27 protein-coding genes are annotated in these 22,830 nt (G+C 58.9%); 7 read left to right on the top strand and 20 right to left on the bottom strand.

Annotation, left to right across the window (positions count from 1 at the left end; all coding sequences use genetic code 11):
• Positions 1 to 127: 127 nt before the first annotated feature.
• From C1A35_RS34950 to C1A35_RS34885, 13 genes are all read right to left on the bottom strand, one after another.
• Complete coding sequence (locus C1A35_RS34950; protein WP_104668816.1) at positions 128 to 394, bottom strand: hypothetical protein; 267 nt, start codon at positions 392 to 394, stop codon at positions 128 to 130.
• 74 nt (positions 395 to 468) lie between these two features.
• A complete protein-coding gene (locus C1A35_RS34945; protein WP_234823125.1) occupies positions 469 to 744 on the bottom strand; it encodes a hypothetical protein in 276 nt (91 codons plus the stop codon).
• Positions 745 to 970: 226 nt separating this feature from the next.
• Complete coding sequence (locus C1A35_RS34940; protein ID WP_104668814.1) at positions 971 to 1,858, bottom strand: alpha/beta fold hydrolase; 888 nt, start codon at positions 1,856 to 1,858, stop codon at positions 971 to 973.
• Positions 1,859 to 1,921: 63 nt separating this feature from the next.
• Positions 1,922 to 2,914, bottom strand: coding sequence for a L,D-transpeptidase family protein (locus tag C1A35_RS34935; RefSeq protein WP_104668817.1), 993 nt, complete (start codon positions 2,912 to 2,914; stop codon positions 1,922 to 1,924).
• A gap of 443 nt (positions 2,915 to 3,357) precedes the next feature.
• Positions 3,358 to 3,951, bottom strand: coding sequence for a general stress protein (locus tag C1A35_RS34925; protein ID WP_104668812.1), 594 nt, complete (start codon positions 3,949 to 3,951; stop codon positions 3,358 to 3,360).
• Between the two features lie 20 nt (positions 3,952 to 3,971).
• Complete coding sequence (locus C1A35_RS34920) at positions 3,972 to 4,292, bottom strand: PepSY domain-containing protein (RefSeq protein ID WP_104668811.1); 321 nt, start codon at positions 4,290 to 4,292, stop codon at positions 3,972 to 3,974.
• Positions 4,293 to 4,502: 210 nt separating this feature from the next.
• A complete protein-coding gene (locus C1A35_RS34915; protein WP_104668810.1) occupies positions 4,503 to 4,757 on the bottom strand; it encodes a hypothetical protein in 255 nt (84 codons plus the stop codon).
• Positions 4,758 to 4,930: 173 nt separating this feature from the next.
• Positions 4,931 to 5,230 carry a PRC-barrel domain-containing protein gene (locus tag C1A35_RS34910; protein ID WP_104668809.1) on the bottom strand — a complete coding sequence of 100 codons (300 nt, stop codon included), beginning with the start codon at positions 5,228 to 5,230 and terminating at the stop codon, positions 4,931 to 4,933.
• 188 nt (positions 5,231 to 5,418) lie between these two features.
• Positions 5,419 to 6,636, bottom strand: coding sequence for an NAD(P)/FAD-dependent oxidoreductase (locus C1A35_RS34905; protein WP_104668808.1), 1,218 nt, complete (start codon positions 6,634 to 6,636; stop codon positions 5,419 to 5,421).
• Between the two features lie 186 nt (positions 6,637 to 6,822).
• Complete coding sequence (locus C1A35_RS34900; protein ID WP_104668807.1) at positions 6,823 to 7,257, bottom strand: pyridoxamine 5'-phosphate oxidase family protein; 435 nt, start codon at positions 7,255 to 7,257, stop codon at positions 6,823 to 6,825.
• An 88-nt stretch (positions 7,258 to 7,345) separates the two neighbouring features.
• On the bottom strand, positions 7,346 to 7,753 hold the full coding sequence (locus C1A35_RS34895; RefSeq protein ID WP_158665277.1) for a hypothetical protein: 408 nt from the start codon (positions 7,751 to 7,753) through the stop codon (positions 7,346 to 7,348).
• Positions 7,754 to 7,760: 7 nt separating this feature from the next.
• The gene (locus C1A35_RS34890) at positions 7,761 to 8,618 is read right to left on the bottom strand and encodes a TIGR02587 family membrane protein (RefSeq protein WP_104668805.1); all 858 of its coding nucleotides are present in this window, start codon (positions 8,616 to 8,618) and stop codon (positions 7,761 to 7,763) included.
• Positions 8,619 to 8,703: 85 nt separating this feature from the next.
• Positions 8,704 to 9,750: a glutathione synthetase gene (locus C1A35_RS34885; RefSeq protein ID WP_104668804.1), complete on the bottom strand. Its 1,047-nt coding sequence runs from the start codon at positions 9,748 to 9,750 to the stop codon at positions 8,704 to 8,706.
• A gap of 154 nt (positions 9,751 to 9,904) precedes the next feature.
• On the opposite strand from C1A35_RS34885, the gene C1A35_RS36270 reads away from it, so the two are divergent.
• Positions 9,905 to 10,174 carry a hypothetical protein gene (locus tag C1A35_RS36270; protein WP_158665276.1) on the top strand — a complete coding sequence of 90 codons (270 nt, stop codon included), beginning with the start codon at positions 9,905 to 9,907 and terminating at the stop codon, positions 10,172 to 10,174.
• A 44-nt stretch (positions 10,175 to 10,218) separates the two neighbouring features.
• Here C1A35_RS36270 and C1A35_RS34875 read toward each other — a convergent pair whose 3' ends face one another.
• Positions 10,219 to 10,428: a CsbD family protein gene (locus C1A35_RS34875; RefSeq protein ID WP_104668802.1), complete on the bottom strand. Its 210-nt coding sequence runs from the start codon at positions 10,426 to 10,428 to the stop codon at positions 10,219 to 10,221.
• 717 nt (positions 10,429 to 11,145) lie between these two features.
• Here C1A35_RS34875 and C1A35_RS34865 point away from each other — a divergent pair.
• On the top strand, positions 11,146 to 11,637 hold the full coding sequence (locus C1A35_RS34865; RefSeq protein WP_104668800.1) for a YciE/YciF ferroxidase family protein: 492 nt from the start codon (positions 11,146 to 11,148) through the stop codon (positions 11,635 to 11,637).
• Positions 11,638 to 11,715: 78 nt separating this feature from the next.
• On the opposite strand, the gene C1A35_RS34860 is transcribed toward C1A35_RS34865, so the two are convergent.
• The 3 genes from C1A35_RS34860 to C1A35_RS34850 all read right to left on the bottom strand — a co-directional run bounded on the left by C1A35_RS34860 (position 11,716) and on the right by C1A35_RS34850 (position 13,316).
• Positions 11,716 to 11,928 (bottom strand): hypothetical protein, encoded by a 213-nt coding sequence (locus C1A35_RS34860; RefSeq protein ID WP_158665275.1) that lies wholly within the window; start codon positions 11,926 to 11,928, stop codon positions 11,716 to 11,718.
• A 209-nt stretch (positions 11,929 to 12,137) separates the two neighbouring features.
• Positions 12,138 to 13,142: a DNA topoisomerase IB gene (locus tag C1A35_RS34855; protein ID WP_104668798.1), complete on the bottom strand. Its 1,005-nt coding sequence runs from the start codon at positions 13,140 to 13,142 to the stop codon at positions 12,138 to 12,140.
• A gap of 18 nt (positions 13,143 to 13,160) precedes the next feature.
• Positions 13,161 to 13,316: a DUF3309 family protein gene (locus tag C1A35_RS34850; RefSeq protein WP_104668797.1), complete on the bottom strand. Its 156-nt coding sequence runs from the start codon at positions 13,314 to 13,316 to the stop codon at positions 13,161 to 13,163.
• Positions 13,317 to 13,664: 348 nt separating this feature from the next.
• Here C1A35_RS34850 and C1A35_RS34845 point away from each other — a divergent pair, with 348 nt between their 5' ends.
• The 5 genes from C1A35_RS34845 to C1A35_RS34825 all read left to right on the top strand — a co-directional run bounded on the left by C1A35_RS34845 (position 13,665) and on the right by C1A35_RS34825 (position 15,933).
• Positions 13,665 to 13,874, top strand: a complete 210-nt coding sequence (locus tag C1A35_RS34845) for a hypothetical protein (RefSeq protein WP_158665274.1) — start codon at positions 13,665 to 13,667, stop codon at positions 13,872 to 13,874.
• A 19-nt stretch (positions 13,875 to 13,893) separates the two neighbouring features.
• Positions 13,894 to 14,508, top strand: coding sequence for a response regulator (locus C1A35_RS34840; protein WP_104668795.1), 615 nt, complete (start codon positions 13,894 to 13,896; stop codon positions 14,506 to 14,508).
• A gap of 101 nt (positions 14,509 to 14,609) precedes the next feature.
• Positions 14,610 to 14,831, top strand: a complete 222-nt coding sequence (locus C1A35_RS34835; protein WP_104668794.1) for a DUF2934 domain-containing protein — start codon at positions 14,610 to 14,612, stop codon at positions 14,829 to 14,831.
• Between the two features lie 32 nt (positions 14,832 to 14,863).
• The gene (locus C1A35_RS34830; RefSeq protein WP_104668793.1) at positions 14,864 to 15,295 is read left to right on the top strand and encodes a CBS domain-containing protein; all 432 of its coding nucleotides are present in this window, start codon (positions 14,864 to 14,866) and stop codon (positions 15,293 to 15,295) included.
• Between the two features lie 80 nt (positions 15,296 to 15,375).
• Entirely contained in the window at positions 15,376 to 15,933 is a 558-nt protein-coding gene (locus tag C1A35_RS34825) for an HD domain-containing protein (protein WP_440271587.1), read from the top strand.
• A 41-nt stretch (positions 15,934 to 15,974) separates the two neighbouring features.
• Here the strand turns inward: C1A35_RS34825 and C1A35_RS34820 are convergent, their stop codons facing one another.
• The 3 genes from C1A35_RS34820 to C1A35_RS34810 all read right to left on the bottom strand — a co-directional run bounded on the left by C1A35_RS34820 (position 15,975) and on the right by C1A35_RS34810 (position 22,592).
• Positions 15,975 to 16,493, bottom strand: coding sequence for a sigma-70 family RNA polymerase sigma factor (locus tag C1A35_RS34820; protein ID WP_104668792.1), 519 nt, complete (start codon positions 16,491 to 16,493; stop codon positions 15,975 to 15,977).
• Positions 16,494 to 16,698: 205 nt separating this feature from the next.
• Positions 16,699 to 18,744, bottom strand: a complete 2,046-nt coding sequence (locus C1A35_RS34815) for a PAS domain S-box protein (protein WP_158665273.1) — start codon at positions 18,742 to 18,744, stop codon at positions 16,699 to 16,701.
• A gap of 143 nt (positions 18,745 to 18,887) precedes the next feature.
• On the bottom strand, positions 18,888 to 22,592 hold the full coding sequence (locus tag C1A35_RS34810) for a response regulator (protein WP_104668790.1): 3,705 nt from the start codon (positions 22,590 to 22,592) through the stop codon (positions 18,888 to 18,890).
• Positions 22,593 to 22,830 lie beyond the last annotated feature (238 nt).

The following is a 22,830-nucleotide window of genomic DNA, read 5'->3' as shown; positions in this document are numbered from 1 at the left end:
GTGGCGGGAGGTGTTGCGGTTTGCGCGAGCGCGCCAAGGGTCGACGCGCCGAGGAATACCGCGGCGAGCAGCAGATTTTTCATGATGTGGTTCCTTGTTCTCAAGCCCAGGTAGGCAGCATTCAAACTCAGATGGTTCGTCTTGGTTCCGAGGTTTTTCCGTAAAACGGGCGCCACATGTCATAACTCGGGCCATCGGTGGCAATGTGATCGGAACCACCCATCGTCCGGATCGTTTCACCTTGATGATTGGCGCATTCGGACATCATGAGCGGAAGCTGGTAGCAATCTTGCGGGCTTCTGCGAGACTGCACTTCCCAGACCCAGATCAGGCCGATGCCAAAGTCGAGCGCGTCCTGCTTCTGGCAATCAAAGAGGCTGAGGCCGGCCGTCACCGGCCTGATCGGAGGCGCTGGCTGCTTCGAATGATGGACGTCCCGTCGTGAGTTTTGGCAATAGTCGTTCCCGCCTACGGCTTGGAGGTCTTGACCCTCTGCATCAGGATTTGCATTTCCTCGAACCGGCGCCGACGTTCGCCGTCTTCCTGATCTGAGGAGTAGCAGGTCCGCGTGACGCAGAATCGGAGCAGTTTTGTCGGCGGGCTGGCCTGGTCAAATTCGCAATCGAATGTGTCCGACATCTCCGCTTTCTTGGTGTCGGATCTCTCGGCGTATTTGAAGCGGACACCCGGAGGCTTGATCTCCGGGAAGGACTGCACCACGCCGAAATTGAGCGTATCCGTCATGAAGAAGTTCTTCGCGACGGACATGCACACGGACTCAAGTTCCGGACTTTGAGCGAAGGCAGGGCTTGCGACAAAGACTGCGACGACAGGAAGCCACTTCATTTGCACACTCCATCCCTTCGGTCACTCTGCGACAGGACTGATCCGTCAACCCAAAAGAGAACGAAATGTTCCGTCGCGCGTGATCCGAAGCGCTTCACCGGGGAGCGGGAAGATGATGCCCCGATCATCGGCGCTTGCCATCGCGTGTGGAATGAACGCGCCCAAGGAAGCCCCGGACAAGCTCGACGACCTGATCGAGATGGGTTTCAAGCAGCCAGTGCCCTCCTTCAAGAAGGTGCAGCTCGGCATCCGGCAGATCCCGCAAGTAAGCTCTGGCCGAAGCTTCCGGCATGTAGTGGTCGTTCGGCCCCCATACGATCAAGGTCGGCGGCTGATGGTCGCGCAGGTAATTTCGATGTTCCGGGAACCAGCGCCTGTTTGCTTCCAATCCGGCTATAAGATCGATGGCTGCCTCCTTGCGGCTCGGAGTGAGCACGGCTGCATGCAGTCGCCATAAATCCGGCGGGATGGCGTCAGCCACCCCTGCTGGAAGGTCGTTCAGAAACTCCTGCCGAAACCCTTCTTCCGTCACCGCGCTTGCGATCGATTGGCGCATTTCCTCGGTTGGCAATGTCCAGAGCGCCTCGAGATCGGCATATTTGGGACCGAGCGCATCCTCATACGGAATGTCGCCATTCTGGATGATCAGCCCGACAATGCGCTCCGGATGCCGGATGGCCAGTCTTGCGCCAATCGGGGAGCCAAAATCATGCAGGTAAAGCACGAACCGGTCGATCTCCAATGCATCGATGAGGGCTTCCAGCCAGGCCGCATAGCCGTCGAAGCTGTAGTCAAAGTCTTCCGGCGTAGCGCTGTAGCCTGCGCCGGGAAAATCGGGGGCAAGCAGTCTCCAGCGGTCAGCCAGTCGCGGCATGAGATTGCGAAACTCATAGGACGAGCACGGATAACCGTGCGGCAGCAGAACGGCAGGGGCGTGCGCTTCTCCCGCTTCGCGAATGAAAGTCTCTATGCCAGCGATCAGGGTGCGACGATGTCGAACGAGCGTGTCCATGGGAATATCCTTTGAACCTCCTCGTCGAAACGAAGGTGAAGCTTCTAGGTTCCCCAACCACAACTAATCGACGAATTCGACAATGACCCCCGGTTTGACCATGCCTGCCAACTCTTCCGCATCCCAGTTCGTCAGTCGGACGCAACCATGTGATGCCGATTTGTCGATCAATGAGGGCTCCGGCGTGCCGTGGATGCCGTAGGTTGGTTTCGTCAGATCGATCCAGACGGTGCCGACCGGATTGTTCGGGCCGCCGGGCAGCGTCATGATCTTCTTGTTGGTCCCCTGCCGAAAATTGATCTTCGGATTGTATGTGTAAGGCGGCATCCGTGCGACGCCCTTGACTTTCTGTGTGCCCGACGGAGAGGGATTGTCCTCGCTGCCGATTGTGGCGGGATAAGCTGCAATCAGAGTTCCCTTATCGTCGAATGCCAACAACTGCCGAGTTTGCTTGTGCGCTTCGATGCGCTTGACGGTTGCGTCTATGGAGCCGCCCGGCAAAGCGACGAACACCGTTTCGCCGACAGCATACTTCGTCCCTGGATTGAGTGCTGCCAGAAGGTCGACATCCATATGAAAGCGCTCGGCGAGCTTTTCGGCGATGCTTGTGTAACCAAGGCGATCCATCTTGGCCTGCTCCGCGTAGTCTTTCGGGATTGAGGAGACGAGGCCTTCGGCATCGTCCTGCGAAATGACGTAGGGCTCAATTGCCGGACGCTGGTCGGAAAGCCGATCGATCACGCCAGGATCGAGTTTCCCGTCTACGGGCAGATGCTGCATTGCCTCGAAAGCAGCAATCGCTTTTGTGACGTTCTCGCCGCCGTAGCCGTCGATAACGCCTGGAGATGCACCCGCTCGATCGAGGAGAACCTGAAGGCGCGCAACCGCGGGATCAGGGTCGCGGTCGGATGCTTCTGCCGGCACGATCGATTGTTCTGATGCAGCGGCCACAATCGCAGCATTGTTGATGTCATCAGGTTGAAGCGGTTGAGCTTGCGCAAGTCCTTGGGAAAGAAAGGCCACAAGGGCAATAGGAGCAATGTCGTTTCTTCGCATCCAGTCGCTCATTCCCGCCCCTCGTACCCAGTCGGACCGAAGCGGTTTCCGCCGGAAGCAAATGACGACGGGCGACGTTTTGCGAGGACGTCGATTGGAAACCTCAATGTAGACATCGGCATCCAACCAGCGTGGACGGGCGGAGTGCGTACTTCGTCAGGGTTGGGCGTACGTTTTTCGTCGGGCAATTCGTCCGGATCGGGTTCTTCGATCGGTGGTGGTTCTGAGGTCGGTTTTGGCGCTGGCGGATCCTTGCCGTCAGGTTTTGGCGCGCTCGAATTCATCTGGCCAGTTCCTTTCTCTTCGATGCCAAACTCGCGCCCTGCCGGTTGGTTCCGGGGGGGTAAGCGCTCAAGGGTCACGGATGCAGGAAATCGGCCCCGAGAGCGGAGCCGAAAACGAGTTGTAAGGCGGGTGGCAAACGCTTTTGCGGTTTGGCCGTGTCAAAGCCGATAGCGCTGACGCTCCTTTTCGATCTCCTCGGGAGTGTAGGGATCGAGCCTTTCGTCAAAGCGTGTCCAGCCTTGCTCGACGTAGGACGCACGGCGTTGTTCGGGATCTACCCAGCTACCGCGGCGTAGGATGGCCTGGGCATCGGTGTACATGCTCTCGTCAACTCTGGCCGTGACAACAGTTCCACCCCGGCGCACGCCCTCAGCATAGACATGTGCATGGGTCTCGGGGACACCGGATTCCGTCATCGCGCCGATCAGTCCTCCGGCAGCACCTCCGGCGACTGCACCCGCTGCGGCACCTGCTGCCGTTGCCGCAAGCCAACCCGCCGCCACCACCGGTCCGACACCGGGAATGGCCATGACGCCAAGTCCGGTCAAAAGACCCCCGATGCCGCCAACTGCAGCACCTAGACCCGCTCCTGTGCCCGCGCCTTCGGCTGCGTTGCTGTCCTCGGAGTACCGATCACCAACATTGTTGGAAACGATACTGATGTTTTCAGACGGCACCCCGCGATCTTCCAGCGCGCTTACTGCTGCTCGAGCATCGGAGTAATCATCAAAAAGTCCACTAACGGTTTTCATAGGGGTACCTCGTGCTGGGATTAGTTGGCGACCACGTTGCCTTGGTAATCGAGTGAGACCTGGACGGATTTCCCGCCTTTTTGGGCGCTACCGCGCCAGACGCCTTCGCTATCGAGTTTAAGCCCGGCAACATCGGTGTATCCGGCATCCACGATGCGCTTCCTGGCCTGATCTTCGGTGAAGCTGTTTGCTCCGGCGACCGGCGCCGTGGGGTTGGTGGTGTCAGGTGTCGCAACCGCCGGCGTCTCACCGTTGGTGGTCGCCGGAGGCGTAGAGGTCTGCGCGAGCGCGCCAAAGGTCGATGCGCCGAGAAGTATCGCGGCGAGCAGCAGTTTTTTCATGATGCATACATCCTTGTTTTCAGCCCGTGGAGGGCACTGCCGATCCAACTTTGATCGAGTTTTTTGGTTCCTGATTTTCTTGCCGTTCAGGCAGCGATCTCGACTTCTCGAAAAAACCTGTCGACCTTATGGAACTCTATTCCTGGAGGAAGGCTTCGAAACCCGGCGCTGCGACGTGCAACACCCGACGCCTCGAAGCCTCATGCTGACTTACATGGCATCCATGCCCTTGATCGCATTCTCGAGATGCGACTTGCACTTTTCCACGTCATTGGCAGCCATGGCGTCTTTCGCCATGCCCAGTTCCTTGGCGGACTCGATCTTCTTTGCGCCGTCAGAGATTTGTCCGATCTGCTGTTCGGCCTTCACGATCGAGGCTTCGTCACAGACGACATTCGTCTGTGCGGCTGCAGGGGCGGCGAACAGGGTGATGGCGGCGAGGGCAGTTGCTGACTTCAGGCTCATGGTTATTCTCCTTTCGCCGGCCAAGACACCGGCTCTTACATTGACCGAACGGAACAACTACGGATCTGTTCCCTGAAGCGGGAGCAGTTTTTTCAACGAACTTTCAGATGGTTGGCGCGTTTGAGGCGCGCGAGTTTCGCGTGCCCGCCTATTCTTCAGCGCTGAGGGTCCGCTCACGTATCCAGATGCTCTGGCATTTCCTTGAGTTGATCCTTCGTCCAGGTGGTGGTGGCATGAACGTCGCCGTCATCGTCGCGCATGAAGTCGAGGTCTGCCAGCGGCACGGCGACCGGCTTTGCGCCAATCCCGAGGAAACCACCAACATCGATGATCGCAGTGCCGTTTTCGCCGACGCCGTGAAGGTGATCCACCGTTCCGACCTTGTCGTCGTCCGCGCCGTAAACTGTGGCGCCTTCAAGGTTTGCAGGCGTCAATTCGGAAGCGTCCAGGCGCACATGATTGGTATGGTCCATCTCTTTGGTCTCCGGTTAAGTCGGACTGACAGAACCGGCGCAGCCACAAACGGTTCCATTGAGGCGGCCGGATCACCACACATTGGTGCGGCCGGCGCGCTTCCAGGTCCAAAAGCGCGGGAGGTCGTTTCCGTGGTGGCCAATCGCAAGTTGCTTAAATGACGCGCTCCAGCCGACTTGATGTGACTTCAGCGAAAGGCGAACAATCCACTGTCCGGATCCTGGTGCCCCAGTATTGCCGATGAGACGATTTCGGCGGCGATCTGGCTGTAAGTGATGCCGTTTCCGCCATATCCCATCACAGCATAAACGTTGCTCAGCCCCGGAACCGAACCGATTATCGGAAGCCCGTCGGCCGTCATTCCGAAGGCCGCTGCCCATTGATAGGCTGGTTCTGCAATCGGCATCTTCAGAAGCGCCGACAGCTTCGCCCGCAAGTTCTTGGATTTCGATCTAAGCTTGATGGGATCCTGAAAAGCCGTGGGATCGTCTTCGTCCTCCCCTCCAGCGATGATGCGGCCATCCGCGGTTGAGCGAAAATAGAGGTACGGATCCGATCCCTCCCAAAGCACATAGTCCTTAAGCCAGCTTGGTCGTGGATGATGCGGTTTGGTAGCGAGCGCCCAGGTGGAGATGATCCGATGCTCCTGGTTGGCCACGGCGCCGAGGAACTCGTATCCAGTGCAAAAGACAACATGTCTCGCCTGTATAATTTCTCCTCTTGAGGTCGCAACGATGTTCCAGTCATCGACGCTACGGATGTCGGAGATCTCGGTGTCACTTACGATCGAGACACCGTTTTCCTGCGCGTTGTGCCATAGGCCGGCGGTCAGTTGTGCGGGATTTGCGGACGCGGAGATGGCGGACTCGATTGCGGCGGTCCGTTGTAGCCCGAACCTCTCATGCAACTGCTTGGCATTGAGAAACGTTGCTGAAATGCCGACCTTCTCGCGCGCCGCGACCTCTGCCCGAAGCGCCCTTGCGCCATAGGCATCTCCAGCCAGGTAGAGCGATTTCTTCCGTTCGAGACCGCAGTCAATATCAAGATTGTCGGCAAGCGAGGTCAGCGTTTCCACGGCTTTGGCGGAGCGTTGCCAAGCGCGCGTGGCTTTCGCCTGCCCCAGCATCGCCGTGAGCCTGTGCAGTGGCACGTCGATCTCATGTTGGATCATCGCGGTGCTGGCCAGAGTGCTGCCTTGCACCGGCTGCCTCCGGTCGACCGCAAGGATTGTCAGGTTTCTTTTCACAAGCGACAGAGCCATGAGCGCCCCGCCAATGCCGGCGCCGACAATCAGCACGTCGACGTTTGCAGGGATGCTATGTTGAGCCGCGACCTGGATCTTCCGGGTGGATGCCCACAATGGCTGGAAGGATCGCAGTTTGCGCTTTCGCGTGGTTGTCTCCAACTCGTGGCCTCTCCAAAGTGCTTCGGATACTTCGGGCACAGGCGGCCAAGATCGACAATCTCACTGCCGCGTGCGCTCGGGAAGACATCAGCAGGACATGGGCGATGTCGTCGTCTCGTCAAGAGGCGTGCTCAACGCCCACTGGATCGCCCACGTGCTGAAGTTTGACTGCGGCTGTACCGGGGCCTAGTTGATATCGATGCTTCCGGTTTCGGCGCCGTCCCAGTAACTGATCCGTGACGCGCGCACCTTGATTAGCAGGAGACCAGGAGTGTCCACTCCTTGCGGGAACCAGTGTTCGAGATCGCTCACCCAGTGCTTCTCGAACAGATCTTTGTCATTGACGAGAGAAGCGTCGCCTTCGATCGCGATGAAAATGCCGGGCCTGCCGAGGAGGCTTGGACGAGCTGTATAGGTGAGGCCGACCTGAGGGTCTGCATTGATGTCGGCAATCTTGCGGGAGTCCCTGTAGCAGAAGAACCAGGAGTCTCCATCATACTCAACGTCGCCGTTGTTGCTCATCGGGCGGCTGCAGATGGCGCCATCCGCATTTTTTGTTGCAAGCATTCCGAAGTCGATACTCTTCAGTTCTTTTGAGATATCACTCAACGTCAAGGCCATTGTCGTGCTCCCTTTGGCGATTGCCGGTCTTAACCGCGCGCGCTCAAAGAGGTTCCCTCAGTGCCCGATCCGGTCCCCTTTCCGTGAACTAAGGTTCGCTGAAGCCGGTCGCGAAAACCCGGGATCGCCCCTCGGGATCGTTGTAAAAGATCAACCCGGCGCGCGCCCTTGAGTGCATCGGGACGTAGTCGAGCGTAATCTCGACCGTTTCGACAACAGTGTTACCGTCGGTGATTTCGCCGCGCACGACGACGTCGGCGGCAGTCCGGTCGGCTGCGTTCTCGACATCGAAGACGATCAAGTATCCGCCATCTTGCCTGGTGCTGCTGATCGTCTTGACTGAAAGCGCGGGAGCACCATCGCTCTGCATTAAAGCTTCAAAGCCGAGCCACCCGATCAGGGCTAGCACACCGATGGCTGATACGGACCCAGTGAGCCATTCGATCCAGTGACCTTTGGCACTTTCAATCGAGCGGGATTTCGACAACTTTGCCATGGATCACCTAGAGAATGAGCCGTGCCGCGGCGGCGCCGATCGCACATGGAAAGGCAAGCACGACCGTGCTCATGATCGCCTGGGTAAGATCGACGCCGTCGAGCCGGTGAAACGTCCAGAGACAGTAGCAGCTGATTCCAAAGGCAACGGCGTAGCCGGGAAGGGTGAAGCGGACCAAGGCATGCCAGACGGGCGTGCCTTCTTCCAGTTCGTGTCCGCCTGAAAACGAGAGCGCATAGACAAACCCGTGCATCAGCATGATGGACGAAACGATGAGTGCGATAGCGTGCCAGGGCGACATCTTGAAGGAGACGAGGATCATTTCCTCGGTCGGGGCAACGTTCAGTCCCAAAAACAGGGCGCCGACGGCCATCATGAACAGCTCGCCACCGTAGCCACTTTGCGTATCGTCGTTTATCGGGTCGTTTGCGTCCTCGTCGTCATCGCCGCGCCCGCCCAGTTCGCTGCGACCAAGCAATGCACCAATGCTTGCCGGAACCGCCTGAATGGCGATTTCGCCCGTCGCCTCGGGCAGAGCCTGCCCGAGGCTCAAGACGCCTATCGCAAAGAGCACGAAGGCGCTGGCCAGCACACCCAGGAAATAGGCGATGCTGGCATCGCGCACCGCCTCATGCCAGGTCGATACATTCTCAAAGCCGATCCGGCGCGCTAGAAGGACGAGCAAGGGGATGTTGACCAGCAACAACAGAAAAAGCCTCGATCGGTCGATGTAGAGCCCGAGCTCCCACATCTCCATGGTCAGGAACATAGGCAACGCAAAAAGCAGCGCGCCAGCCAAACCCCGCGCCAGACCTCTGGTAAATCGACCGTGGTCGAAATCAACGCGCGTCTGATCGATCGCCATGTGCGGCCCTTTCGGTTGCCATCATAACGTCGGCGATCTCGCCAAGTTCCTGATCTCTGCGGGAGGGATCCTTGCGTGTCCGATCTCAAAGGGTGGAAAGGATGCGGTTGCTCAACCCACCGCGATACGTTTTCCTGATCTCGACTTTGTTCTCCAGCGAATCCAGGATGTCTTCGCTGAAATCGACATCGCAAAGCTCGCGAATGGTTTGAAGGCCGCCGGGTGTAAACACGTTGATCTCCAGCAACTTGTCGCCGACGATATCGAGTCCGACCAGGAACATACCGTCCTCGACGAGCTTAGGACGCACCGTTTCGGAGATCGCCAGCATTTCTTTTGTGACGTTGGCCGGTTTTGGCGTGCCTCTGGCATGAATGTTGGAGCGCACGTCTCCCTTGGCTGGAACGCGCCTGAACGCAGCGTAGACGTCGCCGCGCCTAAGCGGCCTTCCGTTCATCAGGAACAGCCGCGTATCACCTTCGGAGGCTTTGGGAAGATATCCCTGGGCGATCAGATAGCCGACTTCGCCAACAGCGTCGACGATTTGATTGAGATTTAATTCCGTGCTGCTTGCGATCCTGAAGACGTTCTTGCCGCCCGACCCTTGCAGCGGTTTGATGACTACGCCGTCCGGATGCTTCTCGATGAATGCTCTGATTTCCTCGATATCCTTGGAGATCAGTGTGGTAGGCCGGACGAGCGCTGGAAAGTCCTGGAAGTACAGTTTGTCCTGGGCCAGGGCGAGGCCGCAGGGGTCGTTGACGACGATCGTGCCCCTTTCGGCGGCGAGCCGACCGAAATTGGCACCCGCATGGGCGGCCCACGGCCGGCTATCGGCATCTTCCGACGGGTCATTGCGCAGGAATAACACATCGATTTCTTCAACATTGACAAGGGCTCTTTCTCGCTCCGGCTCCGTCAGTGCGCGCAGGAGCGTCTCCGGTTTTTTTGGCCGGGTGTCTGCGAAGCTCGTGGCCCGCAGCATCAAAGCATCGTCAGGACGAAGGACAAAATCTCCCGGCGTGACGTAGAGAACGTCATGTCCGCGAGCAAGCGCAGCCAGCGCCAGGGATGTTGTCGTGAACGTGGATTTTTCAGTCTCGAGCGCGTTGACGAGGAGGGCGATGCGCATGGCTGCTCCTGGCTTGGGTCTGATCGTTGCTAGATCCCACGTCGACGCAGGCGCCGGCGCGTCATCTGCATGAATTAGAGCGCGCAGCCGCCAGACCAAGCCCTGCGGAACAACGCTTCAATCAAGTGGTTGGGCATAGGAAAGGAGGCTTTCGATGGTTTTGATTTTGCCGGAATTCGGTTGCCGCGGCGGCGAAGGAGGCGACATCTCAGGTCTCGTTGCGTCGATCAAATGTGCCTTGAATATGGAGGCGTCATTGGAGACGAAAAATCTCACTTTCAGGGTACTTGGAAACAGCGTCGTCATTGAAGGAGCGGTCGATTTGCCTGGCGGCGCAGACCTCGTTCAGCGGCTCGCTGACAATCTTGCCGGTCCAGGTCGCGTGATCGTCAGGATCGGTTGTCCACGTGATTGGACCGGATGACCGCTGCCGGGCCGGGCCCGGCAGCGGCAGCGGTTGCCATGGGCCTAGCGGTCAAACGCCTGACGATCGTACCAGTCATCCACCTCGCGGCGAATGCGGTCCTTCTCGATCCCGTAGAGTTCCTGAATTCTGCCTTCGAGTTGCTCGCGATTGCCGTCGATCTGATCGAGATCGTCGTCGGTAAGCCGACCCCACTGTTCCTTGATCTTGCCTTTTACTTGTTTCCAGTTTCCTTCGACGCGGTTCCAGTCCATGACGTTCCTCCTTTGGCTTAGAACCCTAGCCAAACCCTCGAACATCGGTTTGGTTCTCACGTTTTGCGATAAAAGCCTGACAAGCCCAGCGTTTTAGCCGAGGTGTCGCACGTGGCGGCTTTCGACGTTTGACTGAAGGGACGTAGGCGGACGAATAGCCCCCAAAAAAGAGGGCCTCCACGAAGGAGGCCAGGACGTGTTTCGGATGCGCATCCAACCCGAACTCGCAGCATTGGTTCCGACCGGGTGTCGTGCGGTCTCTTGGTCCGATGCACTGATCGGCTTGATGTCTGTTCGTCAGTCGATGAGACGTACGCTACGCTCACGCATGAATTCATCGAGCTTGGACCTCGCCGGACCCTCCCGGGCGAAGATCTCGCGCGCGTCCATCGGCGCAAGACCATATCTGGCGATGAACTCCGCCAGGTCATAGTGTCCCCGAAAAATGACTTCCCTGGGATCTACGATCCGGGCGCGGGCTCGTCTCGGAGCAGCCTCTCGGTCGATTGGCCTGCCGTCGCGCAATGCGGATTGGTTCTCTATTTTCATTTCGGCCTCCCGTTTTGTCGTCGCCGTCGACGCTTCGTCAGAACCTGTGCCGAAACGAGGTCGGTGCGTCTGACAGTCAAGTCGTCCAAACCGCATTTTGTTCCCACGCGGAACCTTTGTACCTGTGCGATGTTGGACCGCCTCCACCGAACCGCAAAGGAGGTTGTTATGCCAGAAAAGACGCTCGAAACGCTGTTTCATGATGGTCTGAAGGACATCTACTATGCTGAACGGCAGATATTGAAAGCGCTGCCGAAGATGGCGCGTGCGGCGCAGTTGCCTGACAGCAAGGCAGCGTTCGAAAAGCACCGGGACGAAACTGAAGTCCATGTGGAGCGGTTGCAGCAGGTCTTCGAAATCTTCGGGAAGCGGGCTCAGGGAAAGACGTGCGAGGCCATTCAGGGCATTATCGCAGAGGGCGAGGAGATCATGGAGGAATTCAAGGGGAGCCCCGCACTTGATGCGGGCCTCATCTCGTCGGCCCAGGCGGTCGAGCACTATGAAATTTCCCGCTATGGCACCCTGAAGACCTGGGCAAAGCAGCTTGGCCTTCAGGAGGCAGTGTCGCTTCTCGACCAGACCCTTCAGGAAGAAGGTGCCACCGACAAGGCACTGAGCAAGCTCGCGGTCACGGCGGCGAACATCAAGGCCGCCGCCTGATCGCGCTGGACGCTTGGAGGCGGAAGCCCTTCAAGCGTCCATGCCCCGCTCCAAACGTCAGCGGTGTCCACCTTCAAGTCAATCGATCCTGCCCATCAGAGCCGTGCCGAGGCTGCCGAGTGCAAAGGACGCGCCGAATGCATAGATCTGCAGCGCAAGTGCAAGCGGGTCGACCCCGTTGGAATGGCCAAGCGCATGCGGATAAAAGGCAATGACTATCAGTCCCGTCAGGGCACCGATGACGAACCCTGAACACATGTGCCAAACCACAAAGCGTACGAGCTTTGGCATTTCGACACCTCGTTTCTGACGCCCTATCGCGCCATGTTCGTGATTGCCATTTCCTGCGGCCGGATGACGCCGGGCCGATCCAAATCGCGCGCGCCCATACCGACCTCCCGTAAGATCCATCCCCAATCGCGCTGATACGCATTTGTTCCGCGAGGCCATTTGGAAGAGAGGAGACCGAAGGGCTGGGCTCCGGGATTCGGTCGCCCACTTCAAGCTTCGGTCTCAAGAAATCGCAGCAAGTGAAGTTCGTCCGCGCGCAGACCTGCGATCGGCCGCGTCTTTCCCCGCCGCTTTCTTGCGGGCGATGTCGCATCTCGATCCGAAAGCGCGAGAATGGCAGGGTGGATGTAGCTCTTGCGGCAGACCGCCTTCGTGTTGTGCAGCACTTGCGAGGCCGCTTCGCACATGTGCTTGATGGTCGGCCGGGTACCTTCGTTTAATGCTTGTCGCGCGGCGGCGAAGGCAGCGACGCTTCCGGCCCAGGTCCGGAACGTCTTTGCCGAAATCGGCGCTGCGGAGATATCGGCGAGATACCGGTTGAAGCGGCCGGAATCGATCGGTTGCGGCCGGCCCTCGGGCCCGATCGCTACGAATAGCTCCCGGCCGGGAAGATCTGCGATTTCCTCCAGAACCCGTTGCAGGCGAGGATTTCTAAGACGCCGTCTGATACGGCGTCCGCCCTTTCCCTTGAAGTCCAGTTCGATGCAATCTGGCTGGATCTTGAGATGGCGCTTCAAAAGCGTTGTCGCACCGTAGGTCCCGTTTTCTTCGACGTAGCTCCAGTTGCCAATACGAAGCGGTTCCTGGTCAAGGAGCGCCGCGAGCGCGGCAAGCACCGTCGTTGCCGCCTCCGGTGCTCCTTCCATTTGCCGCCTGATTTTTCGGCGTATCCGCGGCAAGACCCTGGCAAAGGCTGACAGCTGGTTGAATTTTTCCTGATTGCGCATCTGCTGCCACTGATTGTGATAGCGGTACTGCTTCCTGCCTTTGACATCAAAGCCGGTCGCCTGAAGGTGACCGTTTTCCTTGGTGCAAATCCACACGCGCTCGTAGGCAGGCGGCAATCCGAGCGCCTCGATCCGGGAGATGATCTTGGGATCTTTCACGACGGAGCCGTCCGGACGGCGATAGCGGAAGCCTTTATGGAGGCGCGTTCGGGTAAAGCCGGGCTCCGTATCGGAGACATAGACAAGCTCGTCGCCGGCCGGTTCCATGGCGTTCACCCCATTCAATCAGATACGCCCCATCAACAGGAGAACGACGAGAACGACGACGATCACTCCGAGCAACCCGGAGGGGCCGTAGCCCCACCCCGAGGAGTGCGGCCAGGTAGGGAACGCACCGATCAGAAGCAGGATGAGAACGATCAACAACACAGTTCCAAGCATGGCGCGGCCCTTTCGTTTTGTTCGAGCCACCCTAACCTGCAGCGAGAGCGAATGTTCCGAAGCGCGCCGTTCGGGATACGCGTGGGAACGATTGCCGTCGACGAACGTTTTCCACAAAATCAAAGGTCTGGGAGGTCACAGTGAGGTCCGCGCGTCAGTATGCCCGCGCGTCCAAGGTCCCTATTCAATCCACCAGTGGAGGTCGGACAGAAGGCGCCGCTTAGAACGTGAGCGCTGTTACGGTACGACAAAAGGTTGGCTTGCTCCTGCGCAAGGTCTATCCTTTTGGTGGTCTCCTCGCCGAAGGCGGCGAGCAAAACCGAACCCGCAATGATGGGTAGGACGAAGATGGTTTCGGGCAAGAAGACGAGCGACGACGCCGAGAAAGCTCTAGCAACCGACGCTGCGGCCGAGCCCGTTGGCGCTGGGTACGTCGAAGTCGACGATGTGCCGGATCGTCTGTTGATACTTGCAAACAGACTGCAAAAAGCGCTCGACGCGCGCCGAGTGGTCAATGCCAAACGCCCAGGCTTCAAGAAGGATTGGGACGGTCATTGACCCGGAACGAGGATGAGAAATGATACGGGACCTGCAGCAACTGCGGGTATTGGTTGCCGAGGATGAATTCATCGTCGCAAACGACATTGCGCTGTTACTCGAGGAGGCAGGAGCAACCATCATCGGCCCGACACCCACGGTACAAGAGACGTTGAAAAGCCTTTTGGTTGCTGAGAATATCCAGGTTGCAGTTCTCGACATCAATCTGAACGGCGAGTTGATTTATCCCGTTGCCGACGAACTTGCACGCCGTTCGGTCCCGCTAATCTTCTTCAGCGGCTATGATAGTTGGAACCTTCCCGAGCGTTTCAGTACAGCGGCCCGCCTCAGCAAATGTGTCAGCACCTCGGACCTCGTCAGCGCAGTGTTTGAACAACACCTTCAGAATTTGTCGACGTTGACGCCTGTCGGCGCGGATTTCTATGAGCACAACATTGTCGACCTCGTGCCCGGACTTCGCTTGAGGGCACGCAGACTGATGGTGGATGCGGCAGCGGCCGATGGTCTGGTTGAGCGCACGCTCGAGCGAGCCATCGTCCTGGCGCCGAACAGGCGCAGGTCCCAGCCGCTTTGCGAGTGGCTTCACGCGCTGATGGCGATCATCCATAGCGAAAGTCCCTTCGGACCCAATTGAACGACGCTGGTTCGTCCGCACTTACGCGACCGCACGTCTCCGGGAACAATTCTCTATTTCCTTGGTTTGCGAAGTGAATCCATCAAGGAGGGTTCGTGGTTATGGACGACAAAGAGGAACGTATACGGCGCCGCGCTCATGCCATTTGGGAAAACGAAGGACGACCTTTCGGCGAGGAAGAGCGGCATTGGGAACAGGCACGACGAGAGATCGAAGAAGACATCTCGTCCGAGGCGACCGGTTCTGGCGAAGGTGAGGGCACCGGCACAATCGTCGCACCCGCAACGGCTCCCCACGGCAGGGCTCCGGCTAAACCCGAGTGAATCGCTTAAAGCTTAACGGAAGGATTGGATCAATGCGCATCGCCGAGATCATGAGCGGAGATTTGCATGTGGCGCGTCCAGACGACCTGGTTGAAGATATCGCACGCGCGATGGCTGAAAACGATATCGGGTTCCTGCCGGTCGGCGAAAACGACCGCCTCGTCGGAATGATTACCGATCCCGAGATCGTGGTGCGATGTGTGGCCGACGGCCGCGATGGGAAAACCCGTATCGGTGACATCATGACGGCCGATGTCAAATACTGCTTTGACGACGAGGAGCTATCCCAGGTCGCGCGCAAAATGGGTGACGAACAGATTAGACGTTTGCCGGTCGTCAATCGCGACAAACGGCTGGTCGGCAGCCTGGCCGACGCGGCGCGGGGAGACCCGGGGCTCGCAGGTGTCGGCCTTAAGGGCGTGACGACGCCAGGCGGCGCTCACAACCAGAGTCCGCCCCAGTGACCGATGCGCGCGAAGGCCGCCTCTCGTGGCACTCACCGGATCCACCGTCTGCGACAGAAGAATGCTCGTGGGCACGAGAAATGGCAGTGCACGCGCATGCCGGTCAACGTGACAAGGCAGGTGAGCCCTACTTTGCTCACCTCCAACGCGTTGCGGACGCTGTCGTCGGAGAGAAGGCCAAGACAGTCGCTTACCTGCATGACATTTTGGAGAAAGCACCGGGCTGGACGCCGGAGCGATTGAGGGAAGTCGGCATTTCTGTGGAGGTCATCATCGCCGTCCGGGCACTCACGCGTCAGCCAGGTGAGACAAAGGACGCTTTGACCCTTCGCGCGATGTCAAACCCGCTGAGCCTGGCGGTGAAGCGAGCCGATTTGCAGGATAATCTGCGGCAAATGGAGGGAAAGGGCGAAAGCGGCGCTGAATATCGGCGCAGGCTCCACTTGTTGGACCAGGCTGCACAGGGACAGGCCTTGCGGCTTGAATCCCGCAACGATGGCGAACTCACAGATCAGCGATCGATCCGCTCGGCCGCCAGTATCGGGTGGAGCATCGTTGGTTGGAGATTGGTTCTGGCAATTCTTGTCGGCCTCATCGTTGCGGCCGCCGGCCTGGCGGCCTTCATTGTGGCATATTGATCCAGGGTATTTGTCCGTTCATGCAAGCGTTGCAGGCAGTTTCAAGGAACTGGAACGCCGCCCATCCGGTAGGCAAGCTCGTCGCGGGCTCGGCTGAGCCTGCTCTTGATCGTGCCGACTGCGCAGTCGCAGATCTCGGCGGCTTCCTTGTAGCTCAGGCCATATCCTGCTACCAGGATCAGCACTTCGCGATGATCGGGCGCCATTGTTTCGAGCGCGCTACGCAGTTCGTGGGTCAGGACGCACCAGTCCTGCGCTGCCGGCATCGGGATCGGTAGCTCGGCGCAATTGACGAGGCCTGGCGCTTCGCGTCGACGCAGCTTGTACTCGGTCCGGAAAGCGTTGTGCATGATCGTGAAAAGCCAGGATTTGAGGTTGGTGCCAGGCTCAAAGCCGTCAATGCCCCGCAGCGCTCGAAAAAGCGTTTCCTGCAACAGATCATCCGCTTCGCAACTCGACGACACGAACGTACGCGCGAACGCGCGAAGGGCCGGAATGAGGTCGACAACCTGGGTCTCCAGCGGCGGAGGCCGCTGGTTCGTTTGGTGAATAGGACGCATTGAGACTTGCCTTTCGCAATAGCGCAATGGGCTCTTCTAACAATGCGCCGCCAGCATTTAAGTTCCAGCTACAATGTAGGGGCCGATGGGCCTTTCGACTGCCGTCCGTTCGCGAGGCGTCGCGTCGGTTTGAAGATCACTCCGCGACGGCGCCCGCGCCGTCAACTCGACAGCCGCCGTTGAGTGTTGCAGGGGGGCGGCCAGGCTATTCGTACGGTTCCAGCTGATCCTTCGGAACAACGAGGTGGATAACAAGCCCATCGGGATGCCACTCGCGCAGGATTTCCCCCCCGAATTGCTTCTCAATGGTTAGTTTCGCGAGCTTCGTGCCGAAACCTTCAGCTGTTGTTTCGACGACCGGCGGTCCGCCGCGCTCGGTCCAGATCAGTTCGAGTAAAACGCCTCGGTCGATGCATTCGAGGTCGAGATAGCCAGTGTCCGATGAAAGCGCCCCATACTTGGCGGCGTTGGTCGCAAACTCATGCACGACGAGCGAAAAACCGGTAATCGCTGCGCGCGAGACACCCAGATCGCACCCCCGGGTCGTGACCCGGCGCTGGCCCCGGCGGTTCTCGCCGTCGTATGGCGAGAGGATCGTGGCGAGAAGCGGCTGCAGGTTGGCCCGCCCTTCGCCCGAGCCACCGCCATGGGGTACTGGCAAGGTGAGCACATGGGCCCGGGCCAGCGATCCCAGTCGTGCGACAACGGCAGAGGCGAGTTCGTCGGCCGATGTCACCGATCTGGCGCTCAGCGACACCACGCTGCTCGATACCATAAACAGGTTCTTGACCCGGTGCGCCATCTCCTGGATCAGCAGATCCTTCTGCTGTTCGGCTTGCTTGCGCTCGCTGATGTCGCGGGCAATTTTCGAGGCACCGATGACCACGCCGGCATTGTCGCGGATCGGCGAAATCCGGAGCGAGATCGGTATCAGCCCGCCATCCTTGCGCTGCCGGACGGTTTCGAAGTGATCGACGCGGTGGCCGGCGCGCACTTGTGCAAGGAAGTCCAGTTCCTCGCCCTGCCGATCATCGGGAATCAATAGGGTAACCGGTCTTCCGATGGCTTCTGGAGCTGTATACCCGTAGAGCCGCTCGGCGCCGGCATTCCAACTGCTGATGACGCCATCCAAGTCCATCGAAAGGATTGCGTCCTCCGAGGATTCGACGATCGCGGCAAGCTGATGGGCGGCATGTTCGGCCTGCCGGCGCACGGTGAGCTCGCGCTCGGCGGCCTTGAGCAGGTGGGCGTTGTCGATCGCGATTGCGGCGTGCGCGGCGATAGATGTCACCGCGTTCTCTGCGTCGGCGGCAAAGATGCCGGGCAGATCGTGACCGAAGAACAACCCACCATGCACTTCGCCCGAACGCGAAACCACCGGAACGGCCAGATAACTGACGACCGGCAGATGCCCTTTCGGCATGCCGAAATGCGGCGCCGACTGGCCATAGCGTGGGTCGATACGGATATCGTCCGAACGCACAATACCCAGTCCGCGAAACGTCGGCTCGAACACGGCGGTGTTGCGAGGCAGATCGAATTTCTCGAAAGCCGCGCGCGGAGCTCCCGAAAGAGCGTAGAGCGTGTAGCGCTCGCCTTGTGGGTCCACGAGATTGTAAAAGAAGGCTCCAAATTTTGCGCCGGTAATTTCGGTGGCCGCGTCCGTCACCGTCTGTACGATGCGATCGAGATCGAGATTGCTGGCGATCGCTTTTGCAATCCGGTCGACCGCCTCCAGCCGGCGTTCGGCGGCCTTGCGCTGGGAGATATCGAGAATGCTGACATAGGCGCGCTCGTGGTGTGATCCCTCGAAAGTAATCGTGAAGACAACGTCCAAACGCCGTCCTCGTAGCGTGCGAAGAACTGTGTCGCTCCCAAATCGCCGACGTCCCTCCCAGATCGCTATCAACTCTTCCATGAAAATCGGCGCCGTTTCAGGGAGGAAAACGTTTGTGAGCGATCTTAAAAGCTCGCCTTTCTCGGTCGCCTCGAACAACTCCACCGTGAATGGGTTGACATCGATGATACGCACGCGCGCTATCGCCTCGTCCAGCCTTTCGGGATGTGCCGCCAGAAAAGCACGCAGATCCTCGATGCCGTCGGAGCGAAACCTCTTGAGGAGCTCGGCTACACCGGAGAAGTCCTGCTCCCACACGGCAACTCCAGCGTACTCGAAAATGTCGCGGAACCTTCTTTCGTCGTCACGAAAGGCCTGCTCCGATGCTTCGGGATCGCTGATTTCGACCAGCATTTTGGTTGCTCCCATGAACTCCGGTAACATTGCATCCTTGATGGTGGAGCCAAATCGCGGCAGGGGATTGCTGCGCAACGGAGCGCCCTTAAAGGGTACCTCAAGCATGTACAAAAGCAATCCGGGCCGGCGAGCCCGCCAGGTCAATGACGCAATCTGAGGACCGCATTGGACTTCGTCACAAGCTGTGCTGCGGCCTCGATCAACTGCTGCGAGGTGAACGGCTTCATCAGTAACCTCGCGCCGGCAAAGCCAGTCGGCAGTGCCTCACGGCCATAACCGGTGACGAAGACAAATGGGATGTTCTTTCCGGCCAAGGCAGCCGCGATCTCTTCGACCGATTGCCCATGCAGGTTCGCGTCCACCAACGCCCCGTCAAATCGCTCCTGATCGATGATGCGTAACGCATCGCCTATCGTCGACGCCGGCCCCACCACATGCGCATGTTCGTCCTCAAGTACCGAGGCGATCTCAAAGGCAATCAGAGGCTCATCTTCAATGACGGCAAATTTCCTCCCGTTGATACTTGCCGAAGCCGAGGTTGGACCGGACTGAGGGGCTTTCGACAAGGGACCTGCCGCCTCAGTTGGCTTGCTTTCTCCGACGTCCGGCTCGAGCGGAAGTGAGATCTCCCAACGCATCCCGTTCGCTTCTATCCAGCGGCGCGCACGACCTCCGCCGCCGCTCAGGACCTGTTCTATCAGCTTCGTTCCAAAACCCTGTTCGCCCAGCGATTCTACGGATGGTCCGCCGCGTTCCCGCCAGTCAAGGCGAAGAAGGCCGTCCTTTAGAACCCATTCAATCGAAACCGTGCCGGCCTGCGTCGAAAGTGCTCCATATTTGACTGCATTCGTGCCAAGTTCGTGCACCATCATTGCCACATGAAGCGCCGTTTGCGGGTCGAGCCTGATTGGCGGACCGGAGACCACGACGCGATCATCGTCGACCGCGCCAGACAACAGTTGGTCGCGGACAATTTCCTTCAGCTCGGCACCCTCCCAGCCACTACGGCTCAAAAGCGAGTGCATTCGCGACATGGACTGAAGGCGCCCGCTGAAGCTCTCGGTGAAGGCGGCCGGATCCTTGGCTGAACGCAGCGTTTGCCGTGCGATCGCCTGTACCGAGGCAAGCATGTTCTTGACCCGGTGACTGAGTTCGCTCAGCAAAAGCTGCTGGGTGTCTTCTGCACGCTTGCGGTCGGTAATGTCACGGGCTGCGCCGAACCACTCGACAATTTCGCCGTCGCGGCCGAGGAGGGGTACGGCGCGGGAATGGGTCCATCCGAGGCTCCCGTCAACGAGAATGACCCGGTGATCCATTTCGAAAACAGTTTTGTCGCGGATGGCCTCTTGGATGTTCGTCAGGATGCGTGCCTGATCGTTGTCTGGGATGTATCTCTCGAGCCAGCTGTCGCTTGGATCTTCGGTGTCTGCCACGAAATCCTTGCCTTGCAGGTATCGCATCTCTCGCCAGTCAGGGCTCATGCGGTAAACGATATCGGAGCTGGCCGTAACGAAGGCGCGGAACCGCTCTTCGCTTGCCCGCAAACGCTCGGCCGCTTTGGTTCGGTGGTGAGACATTTTGAGATGCGCCTCGACACGCGCCAGCAGTTCACGCGCGCTGAAGGGCTTGATCATGTAGTCGTCGGCGCCTGCCTGCATGCCCTCGATCCGGCTTTCCTCACCAGCGCGCGCTGACAGAACGATGATGGGAATGGTGTTTGTTTGCGGGTCCGAACGCAGCTTCTTGAGCAACTCCAGCCCATCATACCCCGGCATCATGATGTCCGTGAGGATGAGGTCTGGTCTCTGAGAAGCTATCGCGGCGAGCGCAGCTTCTCCGTGGCCAACGACCTGAAGATCGTACTGGCCGCCAAGCAGGCGGCGCAGGTAGTCGCGCATGTCGGCGTTGTCATCCACGACCAACAGGGAATGGCGGTGGCCATTGCGGGCTTGCATTTGGTGGGCGGCTGGTTCGACCTCGGGCAGTTCGGCGTCCCCGTGGGAATCGGGTAGCCACCGGAGAGCCTCTTCCACAAAGGGAGAAATGCCAATTGCGGTTGATGGGCGGCTTTCAGTTGTACCGGTTTGATCGACCGTCAGGTGGCCACTTCCTCTTGGGATGCTGACCGTTAGGGTCGTGCCTTTGCCCAGATGGCTATCGGCCGAGACGGTCCCACCGTGAAGTTTTACCAGCTCCTGAACGAAAGCCAGTCCGATGCCGGATCCTTCCCGACTGCGTCCTTCGGCGCCTTCGACGCGATGGAAACGCTCGAAAAGGCGCGCCATTTCTTCGGCCGGGATACCGATGCCCGTATCGCGGACAGCCAGTACGAAATTGTCTGCATTAGCGGTCAGCTTGACAGCGATCTCTCCTTCCAATGTGAACTTGAATGCATTGGAGAGAAGATTGAGCACGATTTTTTCCCACATCTGGCGATCAACGTGGGCTGCTTCGGGAAGCGGTGGTGTATCTACGGTCAAGCGCAGTCCGGCTCTTTCCGTTGCGGAGCGAAAGGCACTCGCAAGTTCCGCCGTTGCAGCCGCAAGGTCAGTCGGCTCAAAATGCGCCTGCAGCCGACCCGCCTCGATGCGTGAGAATTCAAGCAGCGTGTTCACCAGCTTGAGCAGGCGAAGGGAGTTGCGATGCGCGATAAGGAGCCGTTCGCGGTCGCCAGGTAGTTGGTTGCCGCGGGCCAGGAGATCTTCGACGTGGCCGAGCATCAGCGTCAGCGGAGTGCGAAACTCATGGCTGACATTGGAAAAGAACACGGTCTTTGCTCGGTCGATTTCCGCAAGAGCCTCTGCGCGCCTACGCTCTTCTTCATAGGACTGCGCATTCGTTATTGCACTGGCGACCTGTGCTTTCATGAGCTGCAGGAAATCATAGTAATGTTCGTCAAGTTTTAGCCGTGGATTGATGCCGGCGACCAAGTAACCGGCAGCTTCGGGCGTATTGGCAGCAGCAAGTGGCAGCACGATTGCCGTGTCCGGCACACCGCGCGAACGCTCGCACGCCAGTGACGGAAAGCGCGAGCCCAGATCGTTGACGACGCGGGGTGCCAACGTCATGTCAAAGTGCCAGCTTTTGCCACGATCGGCTTGCCCCAAAGAGATGGTCTGCGGGCACAGCGCGTCGCCGTGCACCATGCCGGCCATCCCGGAAAGCCGTGCTCGTTTGCGGTCGGAGTCGAGAAGGTAGAGAAGCGCGAAGGGGACATCCCTTTCGTGTTTCGCGAGTGTCTCGGCCGCGATCATGCATGCCTCTGCCGGCGTCCGCGCATCGCCTGAGCGAGACGCGAGATCGCGAAGGACAACGATCCGGCGTTCCCCAATGACCTTTTCGGTGATCTCGGTCACTGTGGCGAGGACGCCGCCGATGCCGTTTTCCGCAACGTCGTCAGGGACGGGGCTGTAGGCGATGGTGAAATGGGTCTCTTCGAGAAAACCGTGCCGGTTGATTTCGAGCTCGATGTCGTCGTTCCAGGTAGGGGGGCCGCCGTTGAAAGGGGTGTCGATCAGCGGTTTCAGAATATGCCAGATCTCGCTCCAGCATTCGCTGACCGGTTTGCCGAGGGCCCAGGAGTGCTTGGCGCCGAGCACCGGCCGATAGGCATCATTGTAGATTGAAACATACTGTGGACCCCACCACAGCAACAGCGGAAAGCGGTTTAGCAACAGGAAGCGGATCATAATCCGCAGGGTTGGCGACCATTCCTCCATAGGCCCAAGGGCTGTCCGCGACCAGTCGAAGTCCCGAATCAGTATTTCCATTTCGCCATGGCCGGCAGGCCATGACGCCTCGATGGGCAGCAGGTCCTCGTCGGACGTGCTTTTGGCGTCTGACATGGCGCGGATCCCCGATAGGCTCGCTCAGGCTTGCTAAACGCTCCGCCTTGAAAACAGTTCCGTTTTCGCCATTCGTCAGACTGGGTGAAATTGGGCGTTATTCGCAGCGCTATTTCTCCGAGATGTTCGAGACCCATTGTCTGATCGGCAACATTGCCTACAGATCCCATGAGGAGTGAACAGCGGTCGGCGCTCTGGCAGAGTGAGGCTGCATCAAAGCACTCGCTCAGGAGGAGTA

It is taken from the genome of Ensifer adhaerens (assembly GCF_002940685.1).
Lineage (GTDB): Bacteria > Pseudomonadota > Alphaproteobacteria > Rhizobiales > Rhizobiaceae > Ensifer > Ensifer adhaerens_E.
The sequence above is the reverse complement of the archived record's forward strand: the minus strand, read 5'-3'. Positions and strand labels throughout refer to the sequence as shown.

Excerpts from the sequence above, each read along its gene's own strand:
- C1A35_RS34945 (WP_234823125.1), bottom strand. The coding sequence starts at position 744 with ATGACGGATACGCTCAATTTCGGCGTGGTGCAGTCCTTCCCGGAGATC.
- C1A35_RS34940 (WP_104668814.1), bottom strand. The coding sequence starts at position 1,858 with ATGGACACGCTCGTTCGACATCGTCGCACCCTGATCGCTGGCATAGAG.
- C1A35_RS34935 (WP_104668817.1), bottom strand. The coding sequence starts at position 2,914 with ATGCGAAGAAACGACATTGCTCCTATTGCCCTTGTGGCCTTTCTTTCC.
- C1A35_RS34925 (WP_104668812.1), bottom strand. The coding sequence starts at position 3,951 with ATGAAAACCGTTAGTGGACTTTTTGATGATTACTCCGATGCTCGAGCA.
- C1A35_RS34920 (WP_104668811.1), bottom strand. The coding sequence starts at position 4,292 with ATGAAAAAACTGCTGCTCGCCGCGATACTTCTCGGCGCATCGACCTTT.
- C1A35_RS34915 (WP_104668810.1), bottom strand. The coding sequence starts at position 4,757 with ATGAGCCTGAAGTCAGCAACTGCCCTCGCCGCCATCACCCTGTTCGCC.
- C1A35_RS34910 (WP_104668809.1), bottom strand. The coding sequence starts at position 5,230 with ATGGACCATACCAATCATGTGCGCCTGGACGCTTCCGAATTGACGCCT.
- C1A35_RS34900 (WP_104668807.1), bottom strand. The coding sequence starts at position 7,257 with ATGGCCTTGACGTTGAGTGATATCTCAAAAGAACTGAAGAGTATCGAC.
- C1A35_RS34895 (WP_158665277.1), bottom strand. The coding sequence starts at position 7,753 with ATGGCAAAGTTGTCGAAATCCCGCTCGATTGAAAGTGCCAAAGGTCAC.
- C1A35_RS34890 (WP_104668805.1), bottom strand. The coding sequence starts at position 8,618 with ATGGCGATCGATCAGACGCGCGTTGATTTCGACCACGGTCGATTTACC.
- C1A35_RS34885 (WP_104668804.1), bottom strand. The coding sequence starts at position 9,750 with ATGCGCATCGCCCTCCTCGTCAACGCGCTCGAGACTGAAAAATCCACG.
- C1A35_RS36270 (WP_158665276.1), top strand. The coding sequence starts at position 9,905 with ATGGTTTTGATTTTGCCGGAATTCGGTTGCCGCGGCGGCGAAGGAGGC.
- C1A35_RS34875 (WP_104668802.1), bottom strand. The coding sequence starts at position 10,428 with ATGGACTGGAACCGCGTCGAAGGAAACTGGAAACAAGTAAAAGGCAAG.
- C1A35_RS34865 (WP_104668800.1), top strand. The coding sequence starts at position 11,146 with ATGCCAGAAAAGACGCTCGAAACGCTGTTTCATGATGGTCTGAAGGAC.
- C1A35_RS34860 (WP_158665275.1), bottom strand. The coding sequence starts at position 11,928 with ATGCCAAAGCTCGTACGCTTTGTGGTTTGGCACATGTGTTCAGGGTTC.
- C1A35_RS34855 (WP_104668798.1), bottom strand. The coding sequence starts at position 13,142 with ATGGAACCGGCCGGCGACGAGCTTGTCTATGTCTCCGATACGGAGCCC.
- C1A35_RS34850 (WP_104668797.1), bottom strand. The coding sequence starts at position 13,316 with ATGCTTGGAACTGTGTTGTTGATCGTTCTCATCCTGCTTCTGATCGGT.
- C1A35_RS34845 (WP_158665274.1), top strand. The coding sequence starts at position 13,665 with ATGGTTTCGGGCAAGAAGACGAGCGACGACGCCGAGAAAGCTCTAGCA.
- C1A35_RS34840 (WP_104668795.1), top strand. The coding sequence starts at position 13,894 with ATGATACGGGACCTGCAGCAACTGCGGGTATTGGTTGCCGAGGATGAA.
- C1A35_RS34835 (WP_104668794.1), top strand. The coding sequence starts at position 14,610 with ATGGACGACAAAGAGGAACGTATACGGCGCCGCGCTCATGCCATTTGG.
- C1A35_RS34830 (WP_104668793.1), top strand. The coding sequence starts at position 14,864 with ATGCGCATCGCCGAGATCATGAGCGGAGATTTGCATGTGGCGCGTCCA.
- C1A35_RS34825 (WP_440271587.1), top strand. The coding sequence starts at position 15,376 with ATGGCAGTGCACGCGCATGCCGGTCAACGTGACAAGGCAGGTGAGCCC.
- C1A35_RS34820 (WP_104668792.1), bottom strand. The coding sequence starts at position 16,493 with ATGCGTCCTATTCACCAAACGAACCAGCGGCCTCCGCCGCTGGAGACC.
- C1A35_RS34815 (WP_158665273.1), bottom strand. The coding sequence starts at position 18,744 with ATGCTGGTCGAAATCAGCGATCCCGAAGCATCGGAGCAGGCCTTTCGT.
- C1A35_RS34810 (WP_104668790.1), bottom strand. The coding sequence starts at position 22,592 with ATGTCAGACGCCAAAAGCACGTCCGACGAGGACCTGCTGCCCATCGAG.